Annotated in this window: 26 protein-coding genes; 14 read left to right on the top strand and 12 right to left on the bottom strand. The window is 64.9% G+C overall.

Translation table 11 applies throughout. The features are described 5' to 3' along the window. Positions 1-14: 14 nt before the first annotated feature. Both NCR37_RS15765 and NCR37_RS15760 read right to left on the bottom strand, forming a co-directional pair. Positions 15-1,652 carry an ATP-binding domain-containing protein gene (locus NCR37_RS15765; RefSeq protein ID WP_250473805.1) on the bottom strand — a complete coding sequence of 546 codons (1,638 nt, stop codon included), beginning with the start codon at positions 1,650-1,652 and terminating at the stop codon, positions 15-17. A gap of 105 nt (positions 1,653-1,757) precedes the next feature. Next, positions 1,758-2,429 (bottom strand): glutathione S-transferase, encoded by a 672-nt coding sequence (locus tag NCR37_RS15760; protein WP_250473804.1) that lies wholly within the window; start codon positions 2,427-2,429, stop codon positions 1,758-1,760. Between the two features lie 104 nt (positions 2,430-2,533). On the opposite strand from NCR37_RS15760, the gene NCR37_RS15755 reads away from it, so the two are divergent. Beyond that, a complete protein-coding gene (locus tag NCR37_RS15755) occupies positions 2,534-2,704 on the top strand; it encodes a hypothetical protein (RefSeq protein WP_175941955.1) in 171 nt (56 codons plus the stop codon). 49 nt (positions 2,705-2,753) lie between these two features. On the opposite strand, the gene NCR37_RS15750 is transcribed toward NCR37_RS15755, so the two are convergent. Then, positions 2,754-3,167, bottom strand: coding sequence for a response regulator (locus NCR37_RS15750; protein ID WP_175941956.1), 414 nt, complete (start codon positions 3,165-3,167; stop codon positions 2,754-2,756). A 364-nt stretch (positions 3,168-3,531) separates the two neighbouring features. Then, positions 3,532-4,272, bottom strand: a complete 741-nt coding sequence (locus NCR37_RS15745) for an AraC family transcriptional regulator (RefSeq protein ID WP_250473865.1) — start codon at positions 4,270-4,272, stop codon at positions 3,532-3,534. A gap of 666 nt (positions 4,273-4,938) precedes the next feature. Here NCR37_RS15745 and NCR37_RS15740 point away from each other — a divergent pair. Further along, entirely contained in the window at positions 4,939-5,106 is a 168-nt protein-coding gene (locus NCR37_RS15740) for a hypothetical protein (RefSeq protein ID WP_175941958.1), read from the top strand. Between the two features lie 9 nt (positions 5,107-5,115). On the opposite strand, the gene NCR37_RS15735 is transcribed toward NCR37_RS15740, so the two are convergent. Beyond that, a complete protein-coding gene (locus tag NCR37_RS15735) occupies positions 5,116-5,502 on the bottom strand; it encodes a hypothetical protein (RefSeq protein WP_250473803.1) in 387 nt (128 codons plus the stop codon). Between the two features lie 278 nt (positions 5,503-5,780). Here NCR37_RS15735 and NCR37_RS15730 point away from each other — a divergent pair, with 278 nt between their 5' ends. Continuing rightward, on the top strand, positions 5,781-6,236 hold the full coding sequence (locus NCR37_RS15730; RefSeq protein ID WP_250473802.1) for a hypothetical protein: 456 nt from the start codon (positions 5,781-5,783) through the stop codon (positions 6,234-6,236). A gap of 19 nt (positions 6,237-6,255) precedes the next feature. Here NCR37_RS15730 and NCR37_RS15725 read toward each other — a convergent pair whose 3' ends face one another. Then, positions 6,256-6,471, bottom strand: coding sequence for a hypothetical protein (locus NCR37_RS15725; protein ID WP_250473801.1), 216 nt, complete (start codon positions 6,469-6,471; stop codon positions 6,256-6,258). 299 nt (positions 6,472-6,770) lie between these two features. Between NCR37_RS15725 and NCR37_RS15720 the strand changes: the two genes are divergently transcribed. The 3 genes from NCR37_RS15720 to NCR37_RS15710 all read left to right on the top strand — a co-directional run bounded on the left by NCR37_RS15720 (position 6,771) and on the right by NCR37_RS15710 (position 9,040). Further along, a complete protein-coding gene (locus NCR37_RS15720; RefSeq protein WP_250473800.1) occupies positions 6,771-7,691 on the top strand; it encodes a DMT family transporter in 921 nt (306 codons plus the stop codon). A 72-nt stretch (positions 7,692-7,763) separates the two neighbouring features. Next, positions 7,764-8,186, top strand: a complete 423-nt coding sequence (locus tag NCR37_RS15715; protein ID WP_250473799.1) for a hypothetical protein — start codon at positions 7,764-7,766, stop codon at positions 8,184-8,186. 269 nt (positions 8,187-8,455) lie between these two features. Next, positions 8,456-9,040 carry a phasin family protein gene (locus tag NCR37_RS15710; RefSeq protein ID WP_250473798.1) on the top strand — a complete coding sequence of 195 codons (585 nt, stop codon included), beginning with the start codon at positions 8,456-8,458 and terminating at the stop codon, positions 9,038-9,040. Positions 9,041-9,077: 37 nt separating this feature from the next. On the opposite strand, the gene NCR37_RS15705 is transcribed toward NCR37_RS15710, so the two are convergent. Both NCR37_RS15705 and NCR37_RS28390 read right to left on the bottom strand, forming a co-directional pair. Next, positions 9,078-9,446 (bottom strand): DOPA 4,5-dioxygenase family protein, encoded by a 369-nt coding sequence (locus NCR37_RS15705; RefSeq protein WP_250473797.1) that lies wholly within the window; start codon positions 9,444-9,446, stop codon positions 9,078-9,080. Positions 9,447-9,485: 39 nt separating this feature from the next. After that, positions 9,486-9,617: a hypothetical protein gene (locus NCR37_RS28390; RefSeq protein ID WP_284506910.1), complete on the bottom strand. Its 132-nt coding sequence runs from the start codon at positions 9,615-9,617 to the stop codon at positions 9,486-9,488. A gap of 96 nt (positions 9,618-9,713) precedes the next feature. Here NCR37_RS28390 and NCR37_RS15700 point away from each other — a divergent pair, with 96 nt between their 5' ends. From NCR37_RS15700 to NCR37_RS15690, 3 genes are all read left to right on the top strand, one after another. Then, positions 9,714-12,023 (top strand): ATP-dependent DNA helicase, encoded by a 2,310-nt coding sequence (locus NCR37_RS15700; protein WP_250473796.1) that lies wholly within the window; start codon positions 9,714-9,716, stop codon positions 12,021-12,023. Positions 12,024-12,081: 58 nt separating this feature from the next. Continuing rightward, a complete protein-coding gene (locus tag NCR37_RS15695; RefSeq protein ID WP_250473795.1) occupies positions 12,082-12,573 on the top strand; it encodes a hemerythrin domain-containing protein in 492 nt (163 codons plus the stop codon). A gap of 91 nt (positions 12,574-12,664) precedes the next feature. Then, positions 12,665-13,402, top strand: a complete 738-nt coding sequence (locus tag NCR37_RS15690) for a 2OG-Fe(II) oxygenase (protein WP_502800536.1) — start codon at positions 12,665-12,667, stop codon at positions 13,400-13,402. A gap of 24 nt (positions 13,403-13,426) precedes the next feature. Here NCR37_RS15690 and ribA read toward each other — a convergent pair whose 3' ends face one another. Continuing rightward, positions 13,427-14,095 carry a GTP cyclohydrolase II gene (ribA, locus tag NCR37_RS15685; RefSeq protein WP_250473793.1) on the bottom strand — a complete coding sequence of 223 codons (669 nt, stop codon included), beginning with the start codon at positions 14,093-14,095 and terminating at the stop codon, positions 13,427-13,429. Positions 14,096-14,237: 142 nt separating this feature from the next. Next, positions 14,238-14,933 (bottom strand): NADPH-dependent F420 reductase, encoded by a 696-nt coding sequence (locus tag NCR37_RS15680; protein WP_250473792.1) that lies wholly within the window; start codon positions 14,931-14,933, stop codon positions 14,238-14,240. A gap of 189 nt (positions 14,934-15,122) precedes the next feature. Between NCR37_RS15680 and ahpC the strand changes: the two genes are divergently transcribed. Beyond that, on the top strand, positions 15,123-15,686 hold the full coding sequence (gene ahpC / locus NCR37_RS15675) for an alkyl hydroperoxide reductase subunit C (protein ID WP_250473791.1): 564 nt from the start codon (positions 15,123-15,125) through the stop codon (positions 15,684-15,686). Positions 15,687-15,837: 151 nt separating this feature from the next. Beyond that, entirely contained in the window at positions 15,838-17,424 is a 1,587-nt protein-coding gene (gene ahpF, locus NCR37_RS15670) for an alkyl hydroperoxide reductase subunit F (protein ID WP_250473790.1), read from the top strand. 84 nt (positions 17,425-17,508) lie between these two features. On the opposite strand, the gene NCR37_RS15665 is transcribed toward ahpF, so the two are convergent. After that, positions 17,509-18,738 carry a sensor histidine kinase gene (locus NCR37_RS15665; RefSeq protein ID WP_250473789.1) on the bottom strand — a complete coding sequence of 410 codons (1,230 nt, stop codon included), beginning with the start codon at positions 18,736-18,738 and terminating at the stop codon, positions 17,509-17,511. 257 nt (positions 18,739-18,995) lie between these two features. Between NCR37_RS15665 and tam the strand changes: the two genes are divergently transcribed. Beyond that, complete coding sequence (gene tam / locus NCR37_RS15660; protein ID WP_250473788.1) at positions 18,996-19,772, top strand: trans-aconitate 2-methyltransferase; 777 nt, start codon at positions 18,996-18,998, stop codon at positions 19,770-19,772. A gap of 7 nt (positions 19,773-19,779) precedes the next feature. Here the strand turns inward: tam and NCR37_RS15655 are convergent, their stop codons facing one another. Next, positions 19,780-20,715 carry a LysR family transcriptional regulator gene (locus tag NCR37_RS15655; protein ID WP_250473787.1) on the bottom strand — a complete coding sequence of 312 codons (936 nt, stop codon included), beginning with the start codon at positions 20,713-20,715 and terminating at the stop codon, positions 19,780-19,782. Between the two features lie 152 nt (positions 20,716-20,867). Here NCR37_RS15655 and NCR37_RS15650 point away from each other — a divergent pair, with 152 nt between their 5' ends. Continuing rightward, positions 20,868-22,451, top strand: coding sequence for an aldehyde dehydrogenase (NADP(+)) (locus NCR37_RS15650; RefSeq protein ID WP_250473786.1), 1,584 nt, complete (start codon positions 20,868-20,870; stop codon positions 22,449-22,451). 583 nt (positions 22,452-23,034) lie between these two features. Beyond that, positions 23,035-24,661 (top strand): zinc ribbon domain-containing protein (locus tag NCR37_RS15645; protein ID WP_250473785.1); only part of this gene is annotated, 1,627 nt, incomplete at its 3' end.

Genomic DNA, 24,661 nt, shown 5'->3' with positions numbered 1-24,661 from the left:
GACTGCGGCGCGGCCTAGCGCAACGCTTCCATCGCGTGCGTCGCGCGTTCGGAGGCGACCACGATGAGCTTCATCGTCGCCCGCGTCGCGCCGACGAACACTTTGCGCGCGGCCTGGTCGTCGAGCGTGTCGAAGTCGACTTCGGTCAGGATCACGCACGGCGCGGATTGTCCCTTGAAGCGATAGATCGACTCGAGCAGTACGTCGCCCTCGCGATATTCGGGATTGCCGAAGAGATCGTACGTTCCGGTGAACGCGCGCAGCCGGTGCGGCCCGAGATGATCGACGGCCGTGAGCGCCGAACCCTCGCGCCCGCGAAACGACAGCACCGCGATGTCTTGCTTGCGAAAGCCGAGCGAGAGCGCATGCGTGATGGCGCGCTTCGTGGCTTCGATGACTTCGTCCGGATGGCCGTCCTCGTAGGTGGAAACGGTGACGTCCGAGCCGTCGAACGGACTGCCTGCATCGAGCCGCACATCCGGCCCGACGACCTTGCGGATAAAGCCGAGCAAGTCGCGCGGACTGCGATAGTTTGTGGTCTCGCGCAGAATGGTCCAGCCGGGCAGCGGCACCGGCTCGCGCAGATAGAGGTTCTGCATCGGATCTTCGAGCCACCACCACGCCGCATCCGGCTTCAGCAGCCGTTCGAGCGCCTCGACCCACGCGGCCTGAAAATCCTGGCCCTCGTCGACGATCAGCACGTCCGTCTTCCAGTGCTCCGGCACGGGCACAGCGGCGAAGCGTTCTTCGAGCGTCACGAAGACGTTGGGCTGGCTGAAATCCGGCGGACTGCCCGCATCGCGCGCCACCGCTGCGCTCAACTGGTGATAGTTCGCGATCTTCGCGTCTTTCGGCGCGATGGCGCGAATATGGTCCGCGAGCGGCCGGTTGAAGCACACATAGAGCACGCTCTTGCCGGCGGCCAGCGCGTCGCGCATCACGCGCACGGCGAGCTGCGTCTTGCCCGCGCCCGCCGTCGCGATCACGCGCAGACGGAACGGCTCGAATTCGAGGCGGCGCGCCCACGTCGCCAGTCCGCCCGACAGCCGCGTGACGAGCGTGTTCGCCGCCCCGACGAGCGCGTTGGTGTCCGGCGTGAGCGAGAGTTCATCGGCGAGAAAGTGGTGAATGCGCGCGGCCGCTTCGAAGCGCGGCTCGTCGGGCGGCAGGATATCCAGCACGACGCGCGCAAGCTGCGCCTTACGGCCTGCATCGACGATACGGCCCGGCGGCACGCCCGCGATCGCCGCGTCTTTCACGGTGTAGTCGGGGCAATACAGCAGTTCCTCGATGCGATACGTCCCCGCGCCGAACGCCGCCGTGAAGCGCCGGTGCAGGTTTTCCAGCGTGCGCGCAAGCTGGATGGCGACATTGCGCTCCTTTTGCAGATAGACCTTGACGAGCCCTGCGCCCGTTTCGCGCAGAAAGCCGGCCTTCATCTCGATCATCAGCACGCGCCCCGACGGCGCGACCACGACGAAATCCGCCTCGCCGAAAACCGAGAAGCCTTCGTTGATGCGCGTCCAGTGGACGCCGTGATAGACCGTGTAGTCCTCGGGCAGCTTTTCGAGTTGCGCGAGCGTCTCCAGTTCGCGCGCCGCGGCACCGGTCGCTTCGAGGTTCTTCCAGTCGTCGGGAACGATTCGGGCCATGCGTTGCCTTTGAGCGTGAGGGACTTGCGACAAAACGCGCGGCTAGGGAGCGGCGCTTGGTGCGCTTCATTGTACGCAACGCGCGGCGCTTTCCTGCGCGGGCGGCTAGCCCGCGTAGTCGTAGCGGCCGCCGCGCTCCAATGCGCGCCGATAAGCCGGCCGCGCGTGAATGCGTTCCAGAAACGCGCGGATATGCGGGCAATCCTTCGCGCCCGCGCGCTGGCTGCCGGCTTCGAGCGGAAAGCTCATTTGAACATCGGCGGCGCTGAAGGTATCGCCCGCGAACCAGGCCGACTTCGCGAGTTCGCTTTCGATATAGCCGAAATGCAGCTTCAGTTGCGGATCGATAAAACCGCGCTGCAACGTCTCGCCGATGCGCCGCGCAATAGGCCTCGCGAAGAACGGCATCTTCGCCTTTGCGATTCGCGACGCCACGAGCTTGAGCAGGAGAGGCGGCATGGCCGAGCCTTCCGCGTAATGCATCCAGTAGTTGTAGCGTACGCGCTCAGGCGACGCCCCGTGCGGCGGCGCGAATCGTCCTTCGCCGTAGCGGTCCACCAGATATTCGATGATCGCACCGGACTCCGCGACGACGAGCGCGCCATCCGTGACGACGGGCGACTTGCCGAGCGGATGCACGGCGCGCAGTTCGGGCGGCGCGAGCATCGTCTGCGGATCGCGCTCGTAGCGCTCGATCTCGTAGGGGACGGCGAGTTCTTCGAGCATCCACAGCACGCGTTGCGAGCGGGAGTTGTTGAGGTGATGGACGGTGAGCATGTCTTCTCGTTGTGCCGGACGGTACGACTCTTGCAGGCGAAGGATGGCGCGCGGCAGCGCATTGTGCCTATCCTGACTATTCCGACAAGTAAAAGGAGAACCCGATGACCCTGATCATCTATCTCGTGGGCTGGCTCATTCTGATCGGCGGCGTGTCGTGGGCGCTCGTCGCCATGCACGTGGCGCAACATACCATCGCCATCGTGGCCGTCATTCTGCTGGGAATCGCCGTCATCACGGGCGCAACGCGGGCGCGCAACCGCGACCGTTCTTAGCGTCCTGCAAGGCGAGCGCCGCGCCGTGCCGCGCGCGGCGCTTCCTGTCTCAGGTCACGACACGCGCGTTGAGCGCGTCTTGAATCAGCGTGACGAGTTCGTCCGGGTGCGCGGGCTTGGTCATGAAATGCTGAAAGCCCTCGCCGATGCTGCGTAATCGGTACTCGTCGCCGTCGTGCCCGGTAAGCGCGATGGCGACCGAAGGCGGCAGATTCCCGCGTATTTCGTGGTCGCGCAAACGTTGAATGAGATAGAAACCGTCCATTCCAGGAAGGTCGAGATCGCAGATCACCGCATCGGGCAGCACGCGGGTCGCGGTTTCCGCGCCGTCTTCGGCGTCGGCCACGGCGACGACTTGCGCGCCCTCTTCTTCCAGCAACATCTGCAGTGATTCCCTGCTTTCGGGATCGTCTTCGATGAGTACGATCCGCGCATGCCCCAGTCTTGCCACTTCGTTCATCATGTTCTTTTCAACTGCCTAAAACGGAATTCTCGCGCACGGTCTCCACGGCTCGCCGCTTTGCTTCCCTCTGCCGACCGTCGCGCGCTTGCGTGGCGATTGACAGAAAAACGCGGCGGGAATTCCGGACGCACCGTATTTTTCGCCGCGCGTGCGCCGGTGCTGAACGTCTCGCGGTGTCCGGGCACCCGCCGGCGTGAAATGCTGCCCGGCCGCCGTGCCTCGGCAATTCCTATCGAGCAAAAAACGGACCGACGTGCGTTTTATCCCCGTGGAGCGGCGCATCGCGCGCATTTCGGACGTATGCGCCTGCACCGTTACGGCACATCCGCCGGTAATTCCGGCGCGCGCCGCGCCCGTTCTACCGTCAGACATTTGCATACTGCTCGACGCGCGGCGCGCTTCCCTGCACCAAAGCCCGGTATTCCGTCGGCGTGATGCCGACGGTCGCCTTGAACTGGCGCGTGAAGGCGCTGTGATCCGTGTAGCCGCACAACGCGGCGACGTCGGTCACTTTGTCGTGCGTCACCAGCAGCGCGGTGGCGGCATCGAGCCGCGTCTTGAGCAGCACCTGCCGCGGTGTCAGATGGAAGACCTTGTGAAAGTACCGTTCGAGTTGCGCGATGGACATGTCGGCCATTCTGGCGAGGTCCCGCATGTTGAGCGGCTGCACGTAATTTTCCTGAATGTGCTGCACGACGGCCGCGAGCCGGCTATACGCCGGGTGTGTGCTTTCGGCCGCCTGCAAGTCACGCGAAATGCCGGCCAGCCCGACGATACGCCCCTCCGCATCGTGCAGCGGCTGCTTGCAGGTCATGCACCAGCCGGGCTCGCGTCCGGGGTACAGATGCAGTTCCAGCTGATCGATTAGTTGCACGCCCTGCGCGATGATCGCCTGATCCTGCGCCGTGTAGATTCGCCCGAAGCGGCGGGGGAACACGTCTTCGGCGGTCTTGCCGATGAGCGCGGTCTTGTCGTCCTTGTGACCGCAGCGCCGGGCGAGCGTGCTGTTGACCATGGCGTAACACGCTTCGCGGTCTTTCACGAAGAACACGATGTCAGGCATGGCGTCGAAAACCGGCGCGAGCAGCGCGAAATGCGCGAGCATGTCCTGCAAGGCGGATGCACGGGGTGACGCGATGTCCTCGAACGCGCGAGGCGAGGCGCTGCCGGCAAGGGGTGCGGTCGTGCTCATCGGTGCGTTTCGGGGCGCAAGTCGGAATGGCGCCGATTATAGAGGCGCGAAAACGACGCCAATATTGGCGCTCTCCCCACTATGTTTCCGGTGACGCGGAACTTCGGAGGAGGCGTCGACCCGCGCAATCCACGGCCGCCGCATGACCGCGCTATCGACGAATGCAGCAGTGCTCGCGATGACCACAGCTAGCGCTCGGCAGATGCGCCAGGGCGGCGGCCACCTTGCGATGTCCGCCGCCTTCGAGCGCCTTTGTTCCCTTCTTCCGGTCTCCCGCGCCTGCTCTTCTCAGTCGGCCGCCGCATGCCCGCGACGGCATCTCTCGTCGCCCTGATGAAGTGCTAAACGACTGAGCGCATTAAAAAATTCCACGCGCGCCAACGTCAAGTGCGGCCTCAGGCCCACGCTTTGCGGAAAGTCAAGTGTTCTGGTGACAATGTGCGCTAGCAGCCGGTCAGGATCGCCGCGATCCGGCCTAATGACGAAAGCAGCAGGCGCACGGACGGGTCACCGTTCGGCCAGCCTGCCCTCCGGGGAAGGTCCCAAGGTCCGTTGAGAACCAAGCAAAAAGGGATTGCCATGACCAAGCACATCAACAAACATTCCGTACCGCGCCGCGAGGCCTTTCGTTGTAGCGGCCAGCAACTCGACGCCATCATGAGATTCGCCGAAGAGCGCAAGCTCGACGAACGCCCGCTGCAATGGGTCGTCGCGCAGTACTGCCGGGCCCGCGCAAAAGCCGCTTGACGGCCACGATTACTGCTGTCCCGATAGCACGCGCTGTTTGAGCACCCAGATTGCCGTCGGCACCGCGTAGTACGCGCTCACGTTGCCGGTGACCAGCTTGCCCGTGAGTTGAACGCGCGCGTTCTCGCCGGGCTCGGCGTCGATGATCTGCACTGCCGACACATTCGACTGCTGCCGTCCGCCCTGCCCGCTGCCCGCATTGACGACGCACACCGGGCTTGCCAGTGACAGCACCCACGCAGGCTTCGCTGCCGGGTCGGCCTGATGCGTGGCCTGACGCGTCACCGTGCCTTCGAGCGTGACGATATCGCCGTCGGCGTAACACTGCGCCGCCCACGCCGGACCCGCGCCCGCAGCTCCCAGCACGAAGATCCACGCGCACGCTTTCGCCGTCATTCGGGCCTCGCGAAGAGCGCGCCGCTGGCGGCACGCGGAGTCTGAAAGAAGGTAGACACTTTAGGCGATCCACGAAGGGGTCGCAACCCGGCAAACCGCCAGTTCAGCGGCGACCAAGGAACACCCGTGCGGGAACGGCCGTTGCTCCATTCGTATTACGATCAACACACGCGCACGTATCGCCAGGCGCCGTCGTTCGATCATCGGTCAGCGACGCCCGCCCGCGACAACGGCGCGAACAGGCGGCCTGTGCTTGCGCGGGCCGACGGAGGGCGACGATGCATCAGACGGCAAACCAGACGAATCAGGTAATCGTAGGCGTGTTCGACTCGTATCGCGACGGACACGAGGCGCTGCGCGCGCTGCAAACGGCGGGACTGTCGCGAGACGACGCGCATTTGTATCGCGCGGGCCACGGCGACACGCAACTTGAAGCTCTCGCGATGCCATCGCACGAAGAAGACGAAGCCGAGTACGTCGCGCATGGCGAACATCAGGGCGTGGTCGGCGCGCACAACCGCTTCGCTGCGCGCGAGCCGTTCTCGCCGCGGCCGCTGGCTCCCAGGCCATCCGACGACAGTTGCCGCGAGCGGACGCTGCTCGTCATCCGTATGACCGACGATATCAAACCCGGCGCGATCGGCGACATGCTGCACGAGCACGGCGCAGTTGCCGTGAAGGACCCGGCCGGTCACTGGCGCTTTTCACCGTACAGAAACCACGCGCGCGCCTGAAGCGCGGCGTTCGCAGCTCTTAATGCATGCGTCGGTGCGCGGTCTCGACGCCAGTCGCGCCGGCTTCGCCAGATGACGCCGAATCGGGCTCGGCCTCATCGGCGTCTTCCTCTACCGCTTCCTGCTGCGCAAGACGCACCGCCTCCTGTGCCGCCGCTGCGCGCAGCGCGCGGCATTGCGCGGAACGTCGGAGCGTGGCAAGCAGACGCACCATTTCTCTTGGTCTGGCTCTCATCGTCGCCTCCCCGCCGCAGCGTTGAGAAATTACTTTAAGTGTAGGCGGCAATCCGTGGATGGGAAAGCTTTTCGCGCAACATAATCGCGTGCGGCGTTCAGCTTTTCTCGAGGCACGGGAGATCGCAAAATCAATCGAAGTGAACCGTCCAGTACATTTTTTAGTGCCGTGACCTCCGCACAACAGCCCCTCGCGGAACCTGACTGTCGCCTTGCCAGCTTCTGTCGATGTACGCAGAATGGAAGCAACGGCTTAAAAGCGCCGTCCTGATTCACGGATGACCTACCGGTGAACACTCGATGGCGACTTTAGACGGCAAAGCACGGTACGCGGTGGCTGCGGACAACGCCGGTGCCGGCATCGCCGTCATGATTCTCACCACGGCCGCCTTCGCGGCGAGCGATTCCACGGTCAAGCTGATCGGCGCTGCGGTCCCGGTCGTCGCGCTGCTGTGGGTCCGCTATCTGTTTCAGATGATCGTGCTCGGCGTCTGGCAGGCGCGACGCGGCGCGTTCGGCCTCTTTCGCACCTTCCACACCGGCAGTCTCAAACTGCAAATCGTCCGCGCGCTGCTGCTGCTGACGAACTCGGCATGCACGTTCGCCGCCCTTCGCTACTTGCCGCTTCCCGTCACGACTTCCCTTGCGATGCTCGCACCGCTGATCTCGACGCTGCTCGCCGCGCTCGTTTTGAAAGACCACGTCTCGCGCGGCAAATGGGCGATGGTCGTGCTCGGTTTCGTCGGCATGTTGTTGATCGTGCGGCCGGGCGGCAGCGATTTCACCTGGTCGGTGATCCTGCCGATCGGTTCAGCGACGAGTTTCGCGTGCTTTCAGGTGGTATCGAGCCACCTGTCGCGCGTGGACGACGCCATCACGACCAACTTCCTGACCGCGCTTGTCGCCACCGTCGTGCTGTGCGCGCTGGTGTGGGCCGATCAGGCGCAGCTGCTGCCTGAACTTGCACGCGTCGGCGCCGGCAGTTGGCTGCTGGTCGCGTTCATGGCGACGATGGCCACCGGCGGCCAATTGCTGATGCTTCAGGCGTTGCGTCGCGCGCCGCTCGCGGTGCTCATGCCCTTTTCGTACGCGCAGCTCGCGTTCGCATCGTGCTTTAGCTGGCTGCTGTTCGGACAGGCGCCGGACGCATGGATGACGGCCGGCATGTGCGTGATCGCCGCGAGTGGAATCGGCACCGTGCTGATGCACGGCCGCGAATAAGCGGCGGACCGACGCCCGCCGTTTTCTGGGAGCGACGTATCAGGCAGCGTGCGTCTGGCCGGTGCACAGCCAATGCACATCGACATCGAGCGCATGGGCGATGCGGTTGAACGCGTGAAGCGGCGGCACCGTAATGCCGCGCCGCCAGAACTGCACGTCGTGCTCGCTCGCATCGACCCATTTGGCCGCTTTGGCGGAGCTTACGTTGGCGCGTTGCATCGCGCGGTCGAGTCGCGCGGCCATTGCGCGCCGCAGGGTGTTGTCTTCGTGACTACGTTCAAGGTGTCCGATGGTTTGGGTATGTCGGCCCATGTTGCTTCAACTCTCTCGTTTTATATTTTCGCCGTTCAGCGCCGGCTGATATTCGCGCAGGTCGGAATCATACGAAATCACGGTGACGGCTCAGTGACAAGCGATTCCTCGCTGCGTGCGTGCTGCAAAACGCAGGGCCGAATTCTTTCAAGCAGCAAGGGGAAGCGTCAAGTGGGGAAATAACGCATCGGCACGTGAAGGTCTCGGTGTTTACCCTTTCCCGTCTTTAGGCGGCTTTCGCCGTTCGATACGGACGATCGTTCAATTAAATCGCCTGCGAATTACATCACCGCTTAATACCGATTAATCCAAGCCAAAGTCGTCCACGCAATCAGCCGATTATCGTGATGCCGGAAGATGGGAATTGACAGGCATTATCTTTTCTCTAGAATGAGTCGTTCGCTGCGCTGCACAATCACGCGTACCAGAGGCAACTTTTAATGGAGTCCAGCATGAGCAGTCTTGCGCCAGAAACCTTTCTCGCGACCCAGCGGGCCGGCTTGGATGCCACCTTCGGATTCGCCACTCAGGCGGTTCAGGGCTTCGAAAAGCTGATCGACCTGAACGTCCGCACATTGCGAACCGCTCTTTCGGAACAGCAGGAATTTATCGGCAAGAGCTTCTCCGTCCGCGATTTTCAGGAGTTCTTCGCCGTTCAGAACGCCCGCATGCAAGCGAACGCGCAGCGCGCACAAGCCTATTGGCAAGACGTCAACGGAATCGCTACCGGCGTGCGTGGCGCCTACATGCAAGCGGCACAAGACCAGTTGGAGAAGTCGCAGCGCAACGCGCAGGCGTTCGTTGAGAGCTTCTTTACCAGCGCGCCGCTAGGCAGCGAGGCGGTCGTGTCGGCGTGGAAATCCGTCATCGACTCGGCCACGCAGTCGGCGAACTCGGCCTACGAAGCGGCGCGCACTTCGACGCGCCAGGTCGTGGAGGCCGCGCAGACCGAGGCGAGTGCAACCGCGACCGCCAGCTTGCCGACGCCGCCCGCCGTGCGCGTCGTCTCCAACAAGCCGGCCGGCACGAAGAAGTAAGCATTGCGCGCGAGGCGGACGCGCTCCGCTTCGCGCGCTAGCGGGAAAAGGCCGCGAGCACGAGTTCGTGCGAATGGCCGATCCACACCGCCGAATCGCGATGGTCGCGCAGATCGTCGCCCGTATTCGGATGCATGAACACATCCAGTTCGCCGTGATTCAGCGCGAGCCATTCGAGCATCGGCGTCAGTCGCTGGCTGCCGAAGCCGAGCTGAAACGACCATAGCGGATGAGGTCCGACCGGACGTTCGTGAAAGCGGCCGAGCGTCAGCGCGCCGATTTCGAGGTCGCCAGCGAACTGCTTTGCGATCACCTGCCGAAACTGCCATGCCGCGTCGCGGCTTGCGGCGTCGAAATAAACATGCGCATGCCAGCCTGATACCGAGGGCGCGTTGTCGGGTCCCATCGTTCGATCCATCCGTCGTGAGTCGATAGACGTCCGATTCTAATACGCGCCGCCGCTGCCGCTCCCACTGGACGAGCGGTTATACGACGCGCCGCTGCCGTCCGTCTGACAACCGGCAAGCGCGGCCGTAAGCAGCGCCAGAGCGACCACGACGATTCTTGCGAGCTTCATAAGATGCCTCCGTTCGTTGGACGGCGGCCATGATCGACGCCGCATCCACTAAACGCGCCGCCTGAGCCGGTTATTCCGCGTGCTAGACTACTGTACATGCGTACAGTTTCCGAGCCCGCCTACACCGTCGCCGTGCGCGCGCTCTGCGAATTCACCGCGAAGCAAGGTGATCTCGACCTGCGTTTCACGCCTACGCCCACGGCGCAAGAAGGCGTGGCAGGCCACGTCACCGTCACGAGCCGCCGCCCGGCGGGTTATCAAAAAGAAATTGCGCTGTCGGAAAACTACGGCCCGCTGCACGTGCGCGGCCGCGCGGATGGCTACGATCCCGCGCTGAACCGGCTCGAAGAAATCAAGACGCATCGCGGCAAGCTGGATTCCATGCCGCAGAATCATCGGCATCTGCATTGGGCGCAGGCTTGCGTCTACGGCCATCTCATGTGTCGCAAGCTCGGGCTCGACAGCATGGAAATCGCGCTCGTGTATTTCGATATCGTCGATCAGACGGAAACCGTGCTCACGGAGACGCGAACCGCTGAAGCGCTCAAAGAACATTTCGACGCCCAATGCGAGCAGTTCATCGCGTGGGCGGAGCAGGAAGTGCAGCATCGCGCAGCGCGGGATGCAGCGCTTGGCCGGCTCTCTTTTCCGCACGGCGCGTTCCGGCCCGGACAGCGGGCGCTCGCCGAAGCGGTTTATCGCGCGGCGGTGTCCGGCCGATGCGTCGTCGCCGAAGCGCCGACGGGCATCGGCAAGACGATCGGCACGCTCTTTCCGCTGCTCAAGGCGTGGGCCGCGCAGCAGCTCGACAAGATTTACTTTCTGACCGCGAAAAGCGCGGGCCGCCAGCTGGCGCTCGGCGCGCTGGCGACACTCGGCGCGTCCGCGCCGAAGTCACTGCGCGTGGTCGAACTGGTGGCACGCGACAAGGCGTGCGAGCATCCGGACCGCTCGTGCCACGGCGAGTCGTGTCCGCTGGCGCGCGGCTTCTACGATCGCCTGCCGGCTGCGCGCGCCGCCGCGCTGCAACGGGCGCATCTGGACCGCGCGTCGGTGGCGGATGCGGCGCGCGAACACGCCGTGTGTCCGTACTACCTGAGTCAGGAATTGACGCGCTGGGCGGATGTCGTCGTCGGCGACTACAACTATTACTTCGACACGAGCGCCATGCTCTTCGCGCTCGCGGAGGCGAATCGCTGGCGCGTGGCCGTGCTGGTCGATGAAGCGCACAACCTCGTCGAACGGGCGCGCGGCATGTATTCGGCATCACTAGATCAGGCCGCTTTCAACGCGATGCGCCGCAGCGCGCCGCCCTTTTTCAAGCGGATGCTGGCGCGCGTCGGCCGCAGTTTCAGCGACGCGAGCCGCGATCAACTGGCGGCGGGCATCGACTACGCGGCGCACGACGAGCCGCCCGCGGCGCTCTTGAGCGCGCTCGGACACGCCATCTCGGCGCTCACGGAAACGATGGCCGAGCAGCCGGACGCGTTCACGCCGGACGTGCTGCGCTTCTATTTCGACGCGCTGCACTTCACGCGCATCGCCGAGCGTTTCGGCGCGCATTCCATCTTCGACATCACGCTGTCCGGCAAAGGCCGCGCGGTGTTCTGCCTGCGCAACGTGATTCCCGGCCCGCATCTCGCGCCGCGCTTTGCCCGCGCCCATAGCGTCGCGCTCTTTTCGGCGACGCTCACGCCCGCGCATTACTACGCCGACACGCTCGGTTTGCCCGCGACGACCGTGCGCATCGACGTCGAACCGCCGTTCACCGCCGATCAGCTCGACGTGCGCGCCGTCGCCGACGTATCGACGCGCTTTCGCGACCGCGAACGATCCGTCGACCGCATCGCGGACCTGATCGCCGCTCAATACGTCCGCGCGCCGGGCAACTATCTGAGCTTCTTCAGCAGCTTCGACTATCTCGCGCAAGTGGCGTCGGCGCTCGAACGGCGTCATCCGTCGATTGGGTGCTGGCAACAGTCCCGCGGGATGAGCGAGGCCGACCAGCAGGCGTTCCTCGCCCGCTTCGAACCGGACGGGCGCGGCATCGGCTTCGCGGTGCTCGGCGGCGCGTTCGGCGAGGCGATCGATCTGCCGGGAACACGGCTCATCGGCGCATTCGTCGCCACGCTCGGGCTGCCGCAACTGAACGTGGTGAACGAGCAACTGAAGGCGCGCATGCACGCGGCATTCGGCGACGGCTACGCCTACACCTATCTTTTTCCCGGCCTGCAGAAGGTCGTGCAGGCGGCGGGCCGCGTGATTCGCGGCCCGCAAGACCGCGGCGTGCTGTATCTGATCGACGACCGTTTCGCCCGCGCCGACGTACGGCGCCTTTTGCCGGCGTGGTGGGACGTCAAGCTGCTGCGCGAGCGGGACGCAGCGGGCATCCTCCTTGCTGGTTGACGGCACCCCATGAGCCTGCGGCTGTCCGAAGCCCGGGCCACACATAAGGAGAAGCCCGATGTCCACCGCACAAGACTCGCTCGACGCGCTCAAGATTCTCGAAGAAGACCATCGCGCGGTCGAACAGTTGTTCGAAGCCTTCGACCGTGCGCCGAAAGACGATCTCGAACGCAAGTCGACGCTCGTTCAGCGCGCCTGCGAACTGCTGACGATTCACGCGATCGTCGAAGAAGAACTGCTCTATCCGGCCGCGCGCGAAGCCTTCGGCAGCGATGAGGAGAAGATCGACGTCGAGGAAGCCTACGTCGAGCACTTTCTCGTCAAGACGCTGATCGAGAAGTTCACGCAACTGAAGGCCGGCGACGAAGGCTTCGACGCGACCTTCCGCGTGCTGAAGGAAAACGTGATGCATCACGTCGAGGAAGAGGAGTCGGAGCTCTTCAAGGAAATTCGCAAGACGAAGCTGGACGTCGCGGCGCTCGGCCAGAAGATCGAGGCGCGCAAGACGGAGCTGCAGAACCGCATCACCGAAGTGGCGACGCCGCGCTGAATGGCGCAGCAAGACCCGGAGTGTGCGGGCGGCGCCTGAGGCGCACAGTGGCATCCGGCACACGCACATCCGGAGTAACTGCATGAAGGCGATGGACAGCGCGCTCGCACCCGATGCGAGCGCGGACATTCCCGGGCGCATCGACGCGCTCGACTGGGACGATCTGGGCACGCAACTCGACTGCCAAGGCTCGGCCGTTGCGCCGGGCCTTTTTTCGCGCGACGAATGCGCGGCGCTCGCCGCGCTGTACGACGACGACGCGCGCTTTCGCAGCCGGGTGGTGATGGAGCGGCACAGCTTCGGGCGCGGCGAGTACAAGTACTTCGCGTATCCGTTGCCCGACGTGCTCGATGCCGTGCGCGACGCGGCCTACCGGCATCTCGCGCCGATCGCGAATCGCTGGAACGAGGTCATGCGCATCGAGACGCGCTATCCGGACGAACATACGGCGTTCATCGAGCGATGCCATCGCGCGGGGCAGACGCGCCCGACGCCGCTCCTGCTTCGCTACGTGCCGGGCGACTACAACTGCCTGCATCAGGATCTATACGGCGAGCACGTCTTCCCGATTCAGATGGCAATTCTGCTGTCCGCGCCGGGACGCGACTTCACCGGCGGCGAGTTCGTGATGACGGAACAGCGGCCGCGCATGCAGTCGCGGGTGGAAGTGGTGCCGCTCGCGCAAGGCGATGCGGTGTTCTTCGCGGTGCATCAACGGCCGGTGAACGGTACGCGCGGCGCGTATCGCGTCAATATGCGGCACGGCGTCAGCCGCCTGCGGTCAGGCAAGCGCCAGATGCTCGGCGTGATTTTTCACGACGCGCGTTGAGTCGCGAAGGCGAGCACGAGCGCCTTATTCGTTTTCGTCAAAGTAATGACCGAAGCGCGCCTGCTTCGTCTTGATGTAGCGCTCGTTTTCTTCGCGCATGGGAATGGCCAGTGCCACGCGCTCGCTCACCGGGATGTCGTGGCGCAGGAGCGTGTCGAACTTCGACGGGTTATTGCTCATCAGCCGCACCGACTTCACGTTCATCGCGCGCAGGATGGCGGCGGCGGAGTCGTACTCGCGGGCGTCGTCGGGAAGGCCGAGGTGCAGGTTGGCATCGACCGTATCGAGCCCCTGCTCCTGCAACGCATACGCGCGAATCTTGTTCGCGAGGCCGATGCCGCGCCCTTCGTGTCCGCGCAGATACAGCAGAATGCCGCGGTTCTCCGCGGCGATATAGCGCAGCGCGAGGTCGAGCTGCTCGCCGCAGTCGCAGCGGTACGAGCCGAACACGTCGCCGGTCACGCATTCGGAATGCAGGCGCGTGAGCACGGATTCGCCGTTGCTCACGTCGCCCATGACGAACGCGATGTGCTCGACATCCGTCTCCTTCACGCGATAAACGTACGAACCGAAGGTGCCATAGCGCGTCGGAATGGTGGCGGTCGCGGCCAGTTCGACGTCCGCGCATTCGGCGCATTCGCCGAAGCGGTGATGAGAGTTCTGTACGTCCTGCGAGGGAGAAGCGGTTTTCATAGTCAATCAGCGAGTCCACGATGCCGGGAATGGCGGCGGTGTGCGCCGCGCCGGCCCGGCATGTCATGGTAAGGCCCATCGGGAAAGTTTGCAGATTGTCGCACGGCGCGCGCCGGCTTTACTCCTTTCCCTTAGTCGACGCTTACGCCGGATTCTCGAACGTGCCGGGACTGCGGTCGGTCGCGCGCCATTCGGGCTTGCGCACCGGATCGGCCTTCTTCAGCGCCTCGCGCACGCCCGCTGTGTCGAGGTCCGCCGTGTAGACCGGCGTCGCGGGCTGCTGGCGCCAGGAATCGTCGATCTCGCCGTTATCCACCGCATCGAAGCCGATCTCGTCGATCAGCTTCATCACAATGCCCTTCGCGCGGTGATCGTCGCCGGACACCGGCAGCGCGATGCGTCCCGGCGTGCCCGCCGGCTTGCCGCCCTTGCGCAGATGCGCCGCGTAAATGTTGTTGAAGGCCTTCACCACCGGCCGGCCGATCTGCTGCTCGACCCAGCGGCTTTCTGGCATGCCCTTCTCGATCTCCTCGATGCGCCCGTCGCGCTGCTGCGGATAGTAGTTGCCGGTATCGACCACGACCACGTTCGACGGCACGCCCGCGAACAGATTCTTCGGCAGATCCGGCACCTTCGACTCCGGAATCGTCACGACGATGAGTTCCGCGCCCTTCACCGCGTCGCTCGCCTCGACGGCGGTGGCGCCGGTGGTGCGCTCCACGTCGCCGAGCGAAGCCGGCCCGCGCGAGTTGGCAATGTTCACGTCATGGCCGCACTTCGTGAAATGCTCGGCCAGAACCTGTCCGATGTTTCCTGCTCCAATGATTCCGATCTTCATGAACACCTCTTGATGGACGATTGAGACAGCCTCTTCGCAAACCGGATGCCGCCGCCGCGCGGCAACGGGTGGATCGACACAATAGCCCAGATCAATTAGAATGATAAAATCAATCCACTTCCAAGGATTGATAGTTTTAGTTCATAATCCATTCACTCCTTCAACAACACAGCTAGAGGAATCTGCTAAATGCCGATCATCAACAGCCAAGTCAAGCCGTTCAAGGCCACCGCTTACCACAACGGCGATTTCGTGACCATCACCGACGAAAACCTGAAGGGCAAGTGGTCCGTGTTCGTGTTCTATCCGGCCGACTTCACGTTCGTCTGCCCGACGGAACTCGGCGATCTGGCTGACCGCTACGAAGAATTCAAGAAGCTGGGCGTCGAAATTTACGGCGTTTCGACCGACACGCACTTCACGCACAAGGCATGGCACGACACGTCGGAAACCATCGCCAAGATCCAGTATCCGATGATCGGCGACCCGACGCTCACGATCTCGCGCAACTTCGACGTGCTGATCGAGGAAGAAGGTCTGGCGCTGCGCGGCACGTTCGTGATCAACCCGGAAGGCGAGATCAAGCTGTGCGAAATCCACGACAACGGCATCGGCCGCGACGCAGGCGAGCTGCTGCGCAAGGTGCAGGCCGCGCAATACGTCGCAGCGCACCCGGGCGAAGTCTGCCCCGCCAAGTGGACGCCGGGCGCTGAAACGCTGACGCCGTCGCTGGACCTCATCGGCAAGATCTAAGCCTCGTCTTTCGACGAGCGCACCACGGACCTCGCCGCTGAAACGGCGGCGGGTCCCACGCTCCAAACACGCTTTCGATGCGGCGCTTCGCGCGCCGTGTCGGAGCGTGTCCGCAACATCCCAAGAACAACGCCACGGAACGGACAACGCCATGCTGGACGCCAACCTCAAGAATCAGTTGAAAGCCTATCTGGAAAAGGTCACCCGGCCCATCGAGCTCGTCGCCTTCCTCGACGACAGCGACAAGTCGCGTGAGCTGAAGGGCCTGCTCGACGAAATCGCTTCGCTGTCGACGCAGATCAGCGTCGTCGAGAAAGAGGACGCCTCCGCGCGTCGTCCGTCGTTCACCATCGGCGAGCCGGGCAAGGCCGCGGGCATTCAGTTCGCGGGCATTCCGATGGGTCACGAATTCACGTCGCTCGTGCTGGCGCTGCTGCAAACCGGCGGCCACCCGATCAAGCTGGATGACGCGACCATCGAACAGATTCGCAGTCTCGAGGGCGACTATCGCTTCGAGACGTATTTCTCGCTGTCGTGCCAGAACTGCCCGGAAGTCGTGCAGGCGCTGAACGTGATGGCGATCATCAATCCGCGCATCAAGCACGTTGCGATCGACGGCGCGCTGTTCCAGAACGAAGTGGAAGAGCGTCAGGTCATGGCCGTGCCGACGATGTTCATGAACGGCGAGAGCTTCGGCCAGGGCCGCAGCGGCGTGAAGGAAATCCTCGCGAAGCTGGATAGCGGCTCGGCCGCCCGCGCCGCGAAGGAACTGGAGAAGAAGCCCGTGTTCGACGTGCTGATCGTCGGCGGCGGGCCGGCCGGCGCGGCAGCGGCGATCTACGCGGCGCGCAAGGGCATCGCGACCGGCGTCGTCGCCGAGCGCTTCGGCGGTCAGGTGCTCGACACCATGGCGATCGAGAACTTCGTCTCGGTGCAGGAAACGGAAGGACCGAAGTTCGCCACGGCGCTCGAACAGCACGTGAAGAGCTACGAAGTCGACGTGATGGACGTGCAGCGCGCTGAGAAGCTCGTGCCGGGCCGCATCCACGAAGTGCAACTGGCGAGCGGCGCGGTGCTGAAGGCGAAGACCATCGTGCTGGCGACCGGCGCGCGCTGGCGCGAAATCAACGTGCCGGGCGAGCGCGAGTATCGCGGACGCGGCGTGGCGTACTGCCCGCACTGCGACGGCCCGCTCTTCAAGGGCAAGCGCGTTGCCGTGATCGGCGGCGGCAATTCGGGCGTCGAGGCAGCGATCGACCTGGCGGGCGTGGTTGCGGCGGTGACGTTGATCGAATTCGGCGCGGAACTGCGCGCTGACGCGGTGCTGCAAAAGAAGCTGCGCAGCCTGCCGAACGTGACCATCGTCACGAGCGCGCAGACGACGGAAATCACCGGCGACGGCAAGAAGGTCAACGGCCTGAACTACACGGACCGCGCGACGGGCGTGAGCCACCGCGTGGAGCTGGAAGGCGTGTTCGTGCAGATCGGTCTCGTGCCGAACACGGAGTGGCTGAAGGGCACGGTGGAACTGTCGAAGCACGGCGAGATCGTTGTCGATGCGAAGGGCGCGACCTCGGTTCCGGGCGTGTTCGCCGCCGGCGACGTGACGACGGTGCCGTTCAAGCAGATCGTGATCGCGGTGGGCGAAGGCGCGAAGGCATCGCTCGGGGCATTCGATCACCTGATCCGCGCATCGGTGGAAGACGAAGCGCCGGCCGAGGAAGCAGTCGCCGCGTAAGACAGTAAGACAGCGGTCAGCGGTCACAGTCGACGAAAGGCGAACGGAGCGATCCGTTCGCCTTTCTTCATTGGCGCGCCCGAGTCACTCCGCGTTTGCCGACTTGGGCGTCAGAACGAGCGGAAACGTGACTTCGAACACGCTTCCGTGTCCCTTCGACGAATGGAAGCGCAATTCGCCATCGAGCGTGCGCGTCAGTTCCTTGACGATGGCGAGGCCGAGCCCGGTGCCGGGAATATCGTCCCCGGCGGCGCGCTGGAATTCCTCGAACACGCGCTCCTGATCCGCTTCGCTGATGCCGACGCCGGTATCGGCCACGCGCAGCCGCCAGCGGTCCTCGGGCGCGGCGGTGATCGATAACACGATCTCGCCCGACGACGTGTACTTGACCGCATTGGACAGCAGATTGAGCGCGACCTGCTTCACCTTCAGCCGGTTCGACACCACGGTGCTCAGCGTGGGTTCCAGATGCCCGGTCAGCTTGAGCCCTTTCGCCTCGGTGGCGACGCGGCTCGACTGCATCAGTTCGTCGAACAGGCTTGCCAGATCGAAGCTGTCGACCGTCAGCATGGAATCGTCGCTTAGCAGCTTCGAGTATTCGACCATCTCGTCGACGAGCGTCGCCATGTCCACCACCTGCCTGTTCGCGAGCCCGAGCGCCGTGTCGCGTCTGCCGGGCGAGCGCGCGGCCAGTTGCAGCGCGGTCGAAAACACGTTCAGGAAATTGCGCAGGTCGTGCGCGACGCGCCGCGTGACCTGCATGCGCGACTCGTAAAGATCGCCGATAAGCTGCTGGCGCAGCGTCAGTTCCTGATTCGCGCGCTCCAGCATGCCGGTGTATTCGTCGATCTTGCGGTCGCGCTCGGTCACCGCTTCGCGAACCGATGCCAGCGTGACGAGACTCACCACTTCGTCGGTCATGAGGCGCGCGTATTCTTCGTCCACGCGGCTGAAATCTTCATGCGACGCCGCGTACTCGCCGATCGCGGACAACAGAACCTGTCTGAAGAGATCGAGCTCGCGCACCAGTTCGTCGATGCGATAGCCTTGCTGCCAGCGCCATTGGCCGTGCTGGCGGGCGTCGTGCTCGAGCGCGCCTTCCTGCCCGCTCAGGTTGCGCGATTCCAGCACGTTGCAGATTTCTTCGAGGATGCTCGGCAGATGATCCGCAAGCTGCCGATACGTGAGCTGGTCCGAATGCTCGACTTCCTGATCGCCGAAGACGAGCTTCATCCATCTCTCGGTCAGCGCGGCCTGCTGCGTGCGCAGCGCGGCCACGAGTCCGTTCATGCCGTCGGCGGGAATGTCGCGCATGTGCGATTCTCCGATTTGCGTGCGCCGGAGACGGCGCTAAAGGACCGGCCGTTGGACCGGAAGTGCGACAGTGCGACAGGGCGGCACATACCTTGGCAGTATAGGCCGACAGATGTGTGTCCAGTGCAAATCCGACCGGTCTGTTCAACCACTTGCGTCAAGCTTTACCTGCGGCGCTCGCCTTCGTGCGCTCGCGCGGCTGCGTCATCGTGCAAGATTGCACGGTCATGCGTGACGCAACCATGGCAGGAGAGAAAATGACCTCATCGGGCGGCTGGGAAGCGAAGCAGTACAGTGTCTTCAAAGCGGAGCGCACGCGGCCGGTCCGCGATCTCCTTCACGCGGCGCAGGGCGCGACGGTTCGTGCGGCGGTGGATCTCGGGTGCGGACCCGGCAACTCGACCGAGACGCTGCTTGCCTATGCGCCGCAGGCAAGCATCGTGGGCATCGACAGTTCCGCCGACATGATCGACGCCGCGCGCAAGCGTCTGCCGCAGTTGCGCTTCGAGCTAGCGGATATCTCGGCCTGGAACGAAGCCGGTCCGTACGACCTGATACTGGCGAACGCGTCTCTGCAGTGGGTCCCCGATCACGAGACGCTGCTGCCGCGACTCGTCAGCCTGCTCGCGCCCGGCGGACGGCTCGCGGTGCAGATGCCGGACAATCTCGACGAGCCCTCTCACAGGCTCATGCGCGAGGTGGCGGCGAACGGGCCGTGGCGCGAGCGGCTTGCAGGCACCGAGCGCGCGCTCCGCCACGATGCGCAGTGGTACTACGCGCGACTCACGCCGCTTTGCGAGCGCGTCGATGTGTGGCGCACCACCTATCATCATCCGCTCGCCGGCGGCATCGATGCGGTGATCGAATGGTTCAAGGGCAGCGCGCTGCGGCCCATGCTCGCGAAGCTCTCAGCGGACGAACAGACCGCCTTTCTGGACCAGTACCGCCAAGCGCTGAAATCGGCCTATGCGGTTCTCGCCGACGGCACCGTGCTGCTGCCGTTCCCGCGCCTCTTCTTCGTCGCGACGCGCTGATGCCGCATTACTGCGCCCGCCCGTTGTCCCGCAGCATCTGCACGAACTGACGCGCCGCCGGTGAAAGCGCGCCGCCCTTCCGCGTCACGACGCCATACGTCTGCGACTTGAGCTTCATGCGAATCGGCAGCACGCGCAGCATGCCGTGGCGCTCGAACACGCGGGCGACACTCGCCGGCAGAATCGACACCAGTTCCGGGCTTTCCTGCAGCAGCGTCACCGTGACGAACGGCGACGCCGTCGAAATGGGATTGGCGGGCATCGGCAAGCCCGCGAGATCGAGTTCGCGCTCGAGCAGCGCGCTCATCGGCAAATAGCTCGGGTACGTGACCCAGCGGCGGTTTGCCAGATCCGCCAGCGCGACTTCGCGCCCCTGCCCGTCGCCGCGCGCCCGTCCCGCCACGATGCACAGCGGCTCGTCCGTCAGCGGTTGATAGTGGTACTTCGACGGCTGCTCCGACACGCTCGCGCGGCCGATCACGAGATCGACGCGGCCGTCGTCCAGCATCGCCAGCATGTTGGCGCTCGTGTCCTCGACGATCTCGACCGCCAGATCCGGATGCTTCGCGTGCATCTCGTTGACCATCGGCGCGACGACGCCCGGCACCGCGCCCATGATCGTGCCGACGGTCAGCCGCCCGCCCGTGCCCGCGCGAATCTGCGCGACTTCCTGACAGAGCGCGGACAAATCGGCAGCCAGCACCCGCGCATAGCGCACCACGCAGCGGCCGAACGGATTCGGAATGAGGCCGCTTTTCGCGCGCTCGAAAAGCGGCGCTTCGAGCATCGACTCCAGTTCGGCGAGGGCCTTGCTCGCGGCAGACTGGGTCATCGCCATCGCGCTCGACGCCTTGTGCAGCGACTTGTGATCGTCGAGCGCGATCAGCAGTTGCAGCTGCTTCATGCGCAGCCGCGACATCAGGACATCGAGAGTTGTCTTCATCGTAAGAAAAAAAGCGCCGGGTGATTCCAAAAAGCGATCAAGCGATGGAAAGCTTTCACTATACAGGCGCGTTCGCCGGGTCGTATAGTCGGCGCAGCACGACGCTCGCCAAGGAAGCGTCGCGACCCTCTATCACGGAAGGACGAGACACCATGGAACTCACAGGCAACCTGCTCATCGGCCAGCAATCGGTGCGCGGCACGAACGGCACCATCAAGGCCGTCAACGCATCGACGGGCGCAGCCATCGAACCAGGATTCGGCGGCGCAACGCTCGACGATCTCGACCGCGCGTGCGCGCTCGCATGGACCGCGTTCGACGTTTATCGCGAAACGGCGCCGGAAGCCCGCGCGAAGTTTCTCGAAGCGATCGCGCAAAACATCCTCGATATCGGCGACGACCTGATCGAACGCTGCATGATCGAAAGCGGCCTGCCGCGCGGGCGTCTGGAAGGCGAGCGCGGCCGCACGGTCGGTCAGTTACGCATGTTCGCGGATGTGGTGCGCAACGGCGATTACCTCGGCGTGCGCATCGACCCGCCGCAGCCCGACCGCAAGCCGATGCCGCGCGTGGATCTGCGCCTGCGTCATATCGGCGTCGGTCCCGTCGCCGTGTTCGGCGCAAGCAACTTCCCGCTGGCGTTTTCCGTCGCCGGCGGCGACACGGCGTCCGCGCTGGCCGCGGGTTGCCCGGTGATCGCGAAGGCGCACTCGGCGCATCCGGGCACGGCGGAACTCGTCGGCCGCGCGGTGCAAAAAGCCGTGAAGGACTGTGGCATGCCGGAAGGCACGTTTTCGCTGCTTTTCGACAGCGGCCGCGACATTGGCCAGGGTCTGGTGAAGGACAACCGCGTCAAGGCGGCCGGTTTCACCGGTTCGCGTGGCGGCGGCACCGCGCTGATGAAGCTCGCGGCCGAACGCGCCGAGCCTATCCCGATTTACGCGGAAATGAGCAGCATCAACCCGGTTCTGCTGTTCCCGGCAGCGCTCGCTAACCGCACGGAAGCGATCGCGCGCGGTTTCGTGCAGTCGCTCGTGCTTGGCGCTGGCCAGTTCTGCACGAACCCCGGCCTGGTGCTCGCAGTCGACGGCCCGGACCTCGACAAGTTCATCGAAGCGGCATCGGCCGCGCTCAAGGAAACCGCCGCGCAGACGATGCTTACGCCAGGCATCCACAAGGCATACGAAGGCGCGGTCGAGAAGATTGCCTCGCACGACGGCGTCAACACCGCCGCTCGCGGCCTGCCGGCGCAGGGCGGCAATCAGGGTCAGGCGGCGCTCTTCGTCACGACCGCCGACGCATTCCGCCAGAACCACGCGCTGCAGGACGAGATTTTCGGCGCGTCGTCGCTCGTCGTGCGCTGCCCGGACCTCGCCACGATGCGCGATCTGATCGAATCGCTCGAAGGTCAACTCACCGCCGCGCTGCAGATCGACGAAGCCGATTACGCCGACGCGCGCAGCTTCGTGGCTCCGCTCGAACGTCGCACGGGCCGTATTCTGGTGAACGGCTTCGGCACGGGCGTCGAAGTGGGCCACGCGATGGTCCACGGCGGCCCGTATCCCTCGACCGCCGATGGCCGCTCGACGTCGGTCGGCAGCCTCGCCATCAACCGCTTCTTGCGGCCCGTCAGCTATCAGGACCTGCCGGAGGCGCTGCTGCCCGATCCGGTAAAGTCGGATAATCCGCTCGGCCTGAACCGCCGTATCGACGGCAAGCTGCAACTGGCCAGCTGATCGCTGCCACGGAGCGCCCCTCGGGGCGCTTTGTCTGTGGACCGGCAATAGTTCGGAATCCTTGTTATTTGACGCCCTAGCATTCGCCGCGCCCGATGCGATGGAAAAACAACACGGCGCGCGCACCGGAACGCCTTTCGCATCAGCGGCTTAGCGAGCGGCCGCCGGGCATTGTCGGTTTTCGGCTAAAGAATGGCGTCTCACCGCCGCTGCCCCGCGCCCAGAATATCCTGATGAGAGTAGCGAAGCGTGGCGCTGGGCGCGCACCGGAACGGTGTCGCGGCTGCATCGATTGCGCATTCGCATCCCACGAAGGCCATGCGCTGCCGTTTCACCGGCAGGCGCGAGACGACACGCAGCACGGAGCCACCGCGCAGCCGCAGTCGGGCGGCCCGAAGTAGGTGCGAAACGCAATTGACGTGCGTCGTTGGTTGACGCCATATTCGGATTTCGTCTTCCGCCGGCCAGCTTGACCGGAAGAGGAAACAATACGAAGGATTGCTGCCGCCCGGACGGCCCGGTGTACATACGAGCCGGGCGCACGGCGGCCACGTTATCGCACATGTCCTTCGAGGGCTTCAGCATGACCACGCGTTTGACGTTTCCCGCATCCATGTTCTCCGTCGTCTGCCAGCGCTGCGGCAGCACCGTGCGCAAAAACGCCGACAGTTGTCCGAACTGCGGCGCCGATCGCAGCGCGGCTTTCGGCCGCAAACGCGGCGGCGCTGCACGCCCGCGCGCCAACATGTTCGAGCAACAGATGTCGAATCCGCCTTTCGTCTCGGCGTCCGCTTCCACGCCTGTCGACGACGGCGAACCCGGCATGCACTCCGGCTGGCCCGGCGGCTGGGACCCGAAGCGCGCGAGCGAACGCATCGCGCAAAAGGCCGCCGAGCACCGGGCAAAGCGCGTCGAGCAATCCGCGCGCAACGCTTACGCCGATCCGAGCAACGATCCAGACGCCCTGCCCCGCCCCGACCGATGGAGCGGCAGCAAGACGCTCATCGCCGGCGCGTGCGCGCTGGCGCTCGTGGCGGGCGGCGTCGCCTATATGCAATACGGCACGGACGACCGCGCGGCTTCCGGCGAACGGAGCGCGTCCGGTGCGATCGACGCGAAACTCGGTCCGTTCGGGCGCGGCGCCACCGATGCGTCCGATTCAACCGACGCCAGCACTTCCGCCGACGCGCTCACGCAGCAGGCTCCCGGCGCCGCGAAAACAGCCGCGCTGACGCTCGCTCCCGGCGACCCGCTGCAAGGTACGCGCGCGGCGCTGGACCAGCACGATCTGACGCTGGCGCGCGCCCGGATGAAGGCGCTGCCGGCTCGCGAGCAAGCGCGTCCCGAGTTCGACGCGCTGAAAGACGAACTGGTCAAACGCGAACAGCAACGCGACGCGGCGCTGCAACTGGCGCGCGCCTGCGAACGCACGTCCGCGTGGGCGTGCGTGCAGCAGAACGCCGCCGAGGCGCTGGCGCTCGATGGCGGCAATGCCGAGTCGCAAGCCATGCTGGAGCGCGTGATCACGCATGCCGGCTGGCTCGTCGCGACACCGCAAGGAGCAAAGAAAGGCACAACGGCCGGCAGTCCCACCGACGTCCCGAATACCGGCACGGCCGTCGCCGGCAGTGTCACCCCAGCGCCCGCTGCGGTTGCGACACCGCCCGCCGCCGTTGCTGCGCAGGCAAACGTTGCATCGGCTCCGCAGGCGGACAAGACCGACGTGCAGGCCGCGAAGCCCGCGCCCGAGAAGCGCAACGTTCAACGTAACGCGAACGCGAACGCGGCGGCGGCGGCCGCTGCTGCCGCTGCCCGCCAGGCCGCGCTCGACGACGCCCGCGCCGCCGAATACACGTCGCGCGCCGAGAAGATCGCCCGCGCGCAAGCCGCGACGAACGCGATGGTCGCGGCCACGATTCTGCCGCCGTCGCCCAGTGTCGCAGCTCCGCCCAAGCCTGCCGCGCCCGCAGCGACCGAGCCTGTCGCCGCCGCGCCCGCCGCTCCGGCAGCGGCCAGGCCGTCGACCGCTGCGCCGACGCAGGCTCAGGAGTCGGGTAACGGCATGTACGTCGCGACAAGCCCGCCGAACAGCAACGGCATGTATGTCGCGCCGAGCAGCGTGCAGGGCGACATGTATGTCGCCCCCGCCGCGCCGACCGGCATGTACGTCGCGCCGGCCACGCGGCCCGCGCCCGCGCCGTCGCCCGCGC

This window comes from Caballeronia sp. GAFFF1, from assembly GCF_023630705.1.
Lineage (GTDB): Bacteria > Pseudomonadota > Gammaproteobacteria > Burkholderiales > Burkholderiaceae > Caballeronia.
The sequence above is the reverse complement of the archived record's forward strand: the minus strand, read 5'-3'. Positions and strand labels throughout refer to the sequence as shown.

Excerpts from the sequence above, each read along its gene's own strand:
- ahpF (WP_250473790.1), top strand. The coding sequence starts at position 15,838 with ATGCTGGACGCCAACCTCAAGAATCAGTTGAAAGCCTATCTGGAAAAG.
- NCR37_RS28390 (WP_284506910.1), bottom strand. The coding sequence starts at position 9,617 with ATGAAGCTCGCAAGAATCGTCGTGGTCGCTCTGGCGCTGCTTACGGCC.
- tam (WP_250473788.1), top strand. The coding sequence starts at position 18,996 with ATGACCTCATCGGGCGGCTGGGAAGCGAAGCAGTACAGTGTCTTCAAA.
- NCR37_RS15680 (WP_250473792.1), bottom strand. The coding sequence starts at position 14,933 with ATGAAGATCGGAATCATTGGAGCAGGAAACATCGGACAGGTTCTGGCC.
- NCR37_RS15710 (WP_250473798.1), top strand. The coding sequence starts at position 8,456 with ATGAGCAGTCTTGCGCCAGAAACCTTTCTCGCGACCCAGCGGGCCGGC.
- ribA (WP_250473793.1), bottom strand. The coding sequence starts at position 14,095 with ATGAAAACCGCTTCTCCCTCGCAGGACGTACAGAACTCTCATCACCGC.
- NCR37_RS15765 (WP_250473805.1), bottom strand. The coding sequence starts at position 1,652 with ATGGCCCGAATCGTTCCCGACGACTGGAAGAACCTCGAAGCGACCGGT.
- NCR37_RS15730 (WP_250473802.1), top strand. The coding sequence starts at position 5,781 with ATGCATCAGACGGCAAACCAGACGAATCAGGTAATCGTAGGCGTGTTC.
- NCR37_RS15650 (WP_250473786.1), top strand. The coding sequence starts at position 20,868 with ATGGAACTCACAGGCAACCTGCTCATCGGCCAGCAATCGGTGCGCGGC.
- NCR37_RS15735 (WP_250473803.1), bottom strand. The coding sequence starts at position 5,502 with ATGACGGCGAAAGCGTGCGCGTGGATCTTCGTGCTGGGAGCTGCGGGC.
- NCR37_RS15750 (WP_175941956.1), bottom strand. The coding sequence starts at position 3,167 with ATGATGAACGAAGTGGCAAGACTGGGGCATGCGCGGATCGTACTCATC.
- NCR37_RS15745 (WP_250473865.1), bottom strand. The coding sequence starts at position 4,272 with ATGCTCGCGCATTTCGCGCTGCTCGCGCCGGTTTTCGACGCCATGCCT.
- NCR37_RS15755 (WP_175941955.1), top strand. The coding sequence starts at position 2,534 with ATGACCCTGATCATCTATCTCGTGGGCTGGCTCATTCTGATCGGCGGC.
- NCR37_RS15720 (WP_250473800.1), top strand. The coding sequence starts at position 6,771 with ATGGCGACTTTAGACGGCAAAGCACGGTACGCGGTGGCTGCGGACAAC.
- NCR37_RS15715 (WP_250473799.1), top strand. The coding sequence starts at position 7,764 with ATGCACATCGACATCGAGCGCATGGGCGATGCGGTTGAACGCGTGAAG.
- NCR37_RS15700 (WP_250473796.1), top strand. The coding sequence starts at position 9,714 with ATGCGTACAGTTTCCGAGCCCGCCTACACCGTCGCCGTGCGCGCGCTC.
- NCR37_RS15740 (WP_175941958.1), top strand. The coding sequence starts at position 4,939 with ATGACCAAGCACATCAACAAACATTCCGTACCGCGCCGCGAGGCCTTT.
- NCR37_RS15665 (WP_250473789.1), bottom strand. The coding sequence starts at position 18,738 with ATGCGCGACATTCCCGCCGACGGCATGAACGGACTCGTGGCCGCGCTG.
- NCR37_RS15690 (WP_502800536.1), top strand. The coding sequence starts at position 12,665 with ATGGACAGCGCGCTCGCACCCGATGCGAGCGCGGACATTCCCGGGCGC.
- NCR37_RS15705 (WP_250473797.1), bottom strand. The coding sequence starts at position 9,446 with ATGGGACCCGACAACGCGCCCTCGGTATCAGGCTGGCATGCGCATGTT.
- ahpC (WP_250473791.1), top strand. The coding sequence starts at position 15,123 with ATGCCGATCATCAACAGCCAAGTCAAGCCGTTCAAGGCCACCGCTTAC.
- NCR37_RS15760 (WP_250473804.1), bottom strand. The coding sequence starts at position 2,429 with ATGCTCACCGTCCATCACCTCAACAACTCCCGCTCGCAACGCGTGCTG.
- NCR37_RS15725 (WP_250473801.1), bottom strand. The coding sequence starts at position 6,471 with ATGAGAGCCAGACCAAGAGAAATGGTGCGTCTGCTTGCCACGCTCCGA.
- NCR37_RS15695 (WP_250473795.1), top strand. The coding sequence starts at position 12,082 with ATGTCCACCGCACAAGACTCGCTCGACGCGCTCAAGATTCTCGAAGAA.
- NCR37_RS15655 (WP_250473787.1), bottom strand. The coding sequence starts at position 20,715 with ATGAAGACAACTCTCGATGTCCTGATGTCGCGGCTGCGCATGAAGCAG.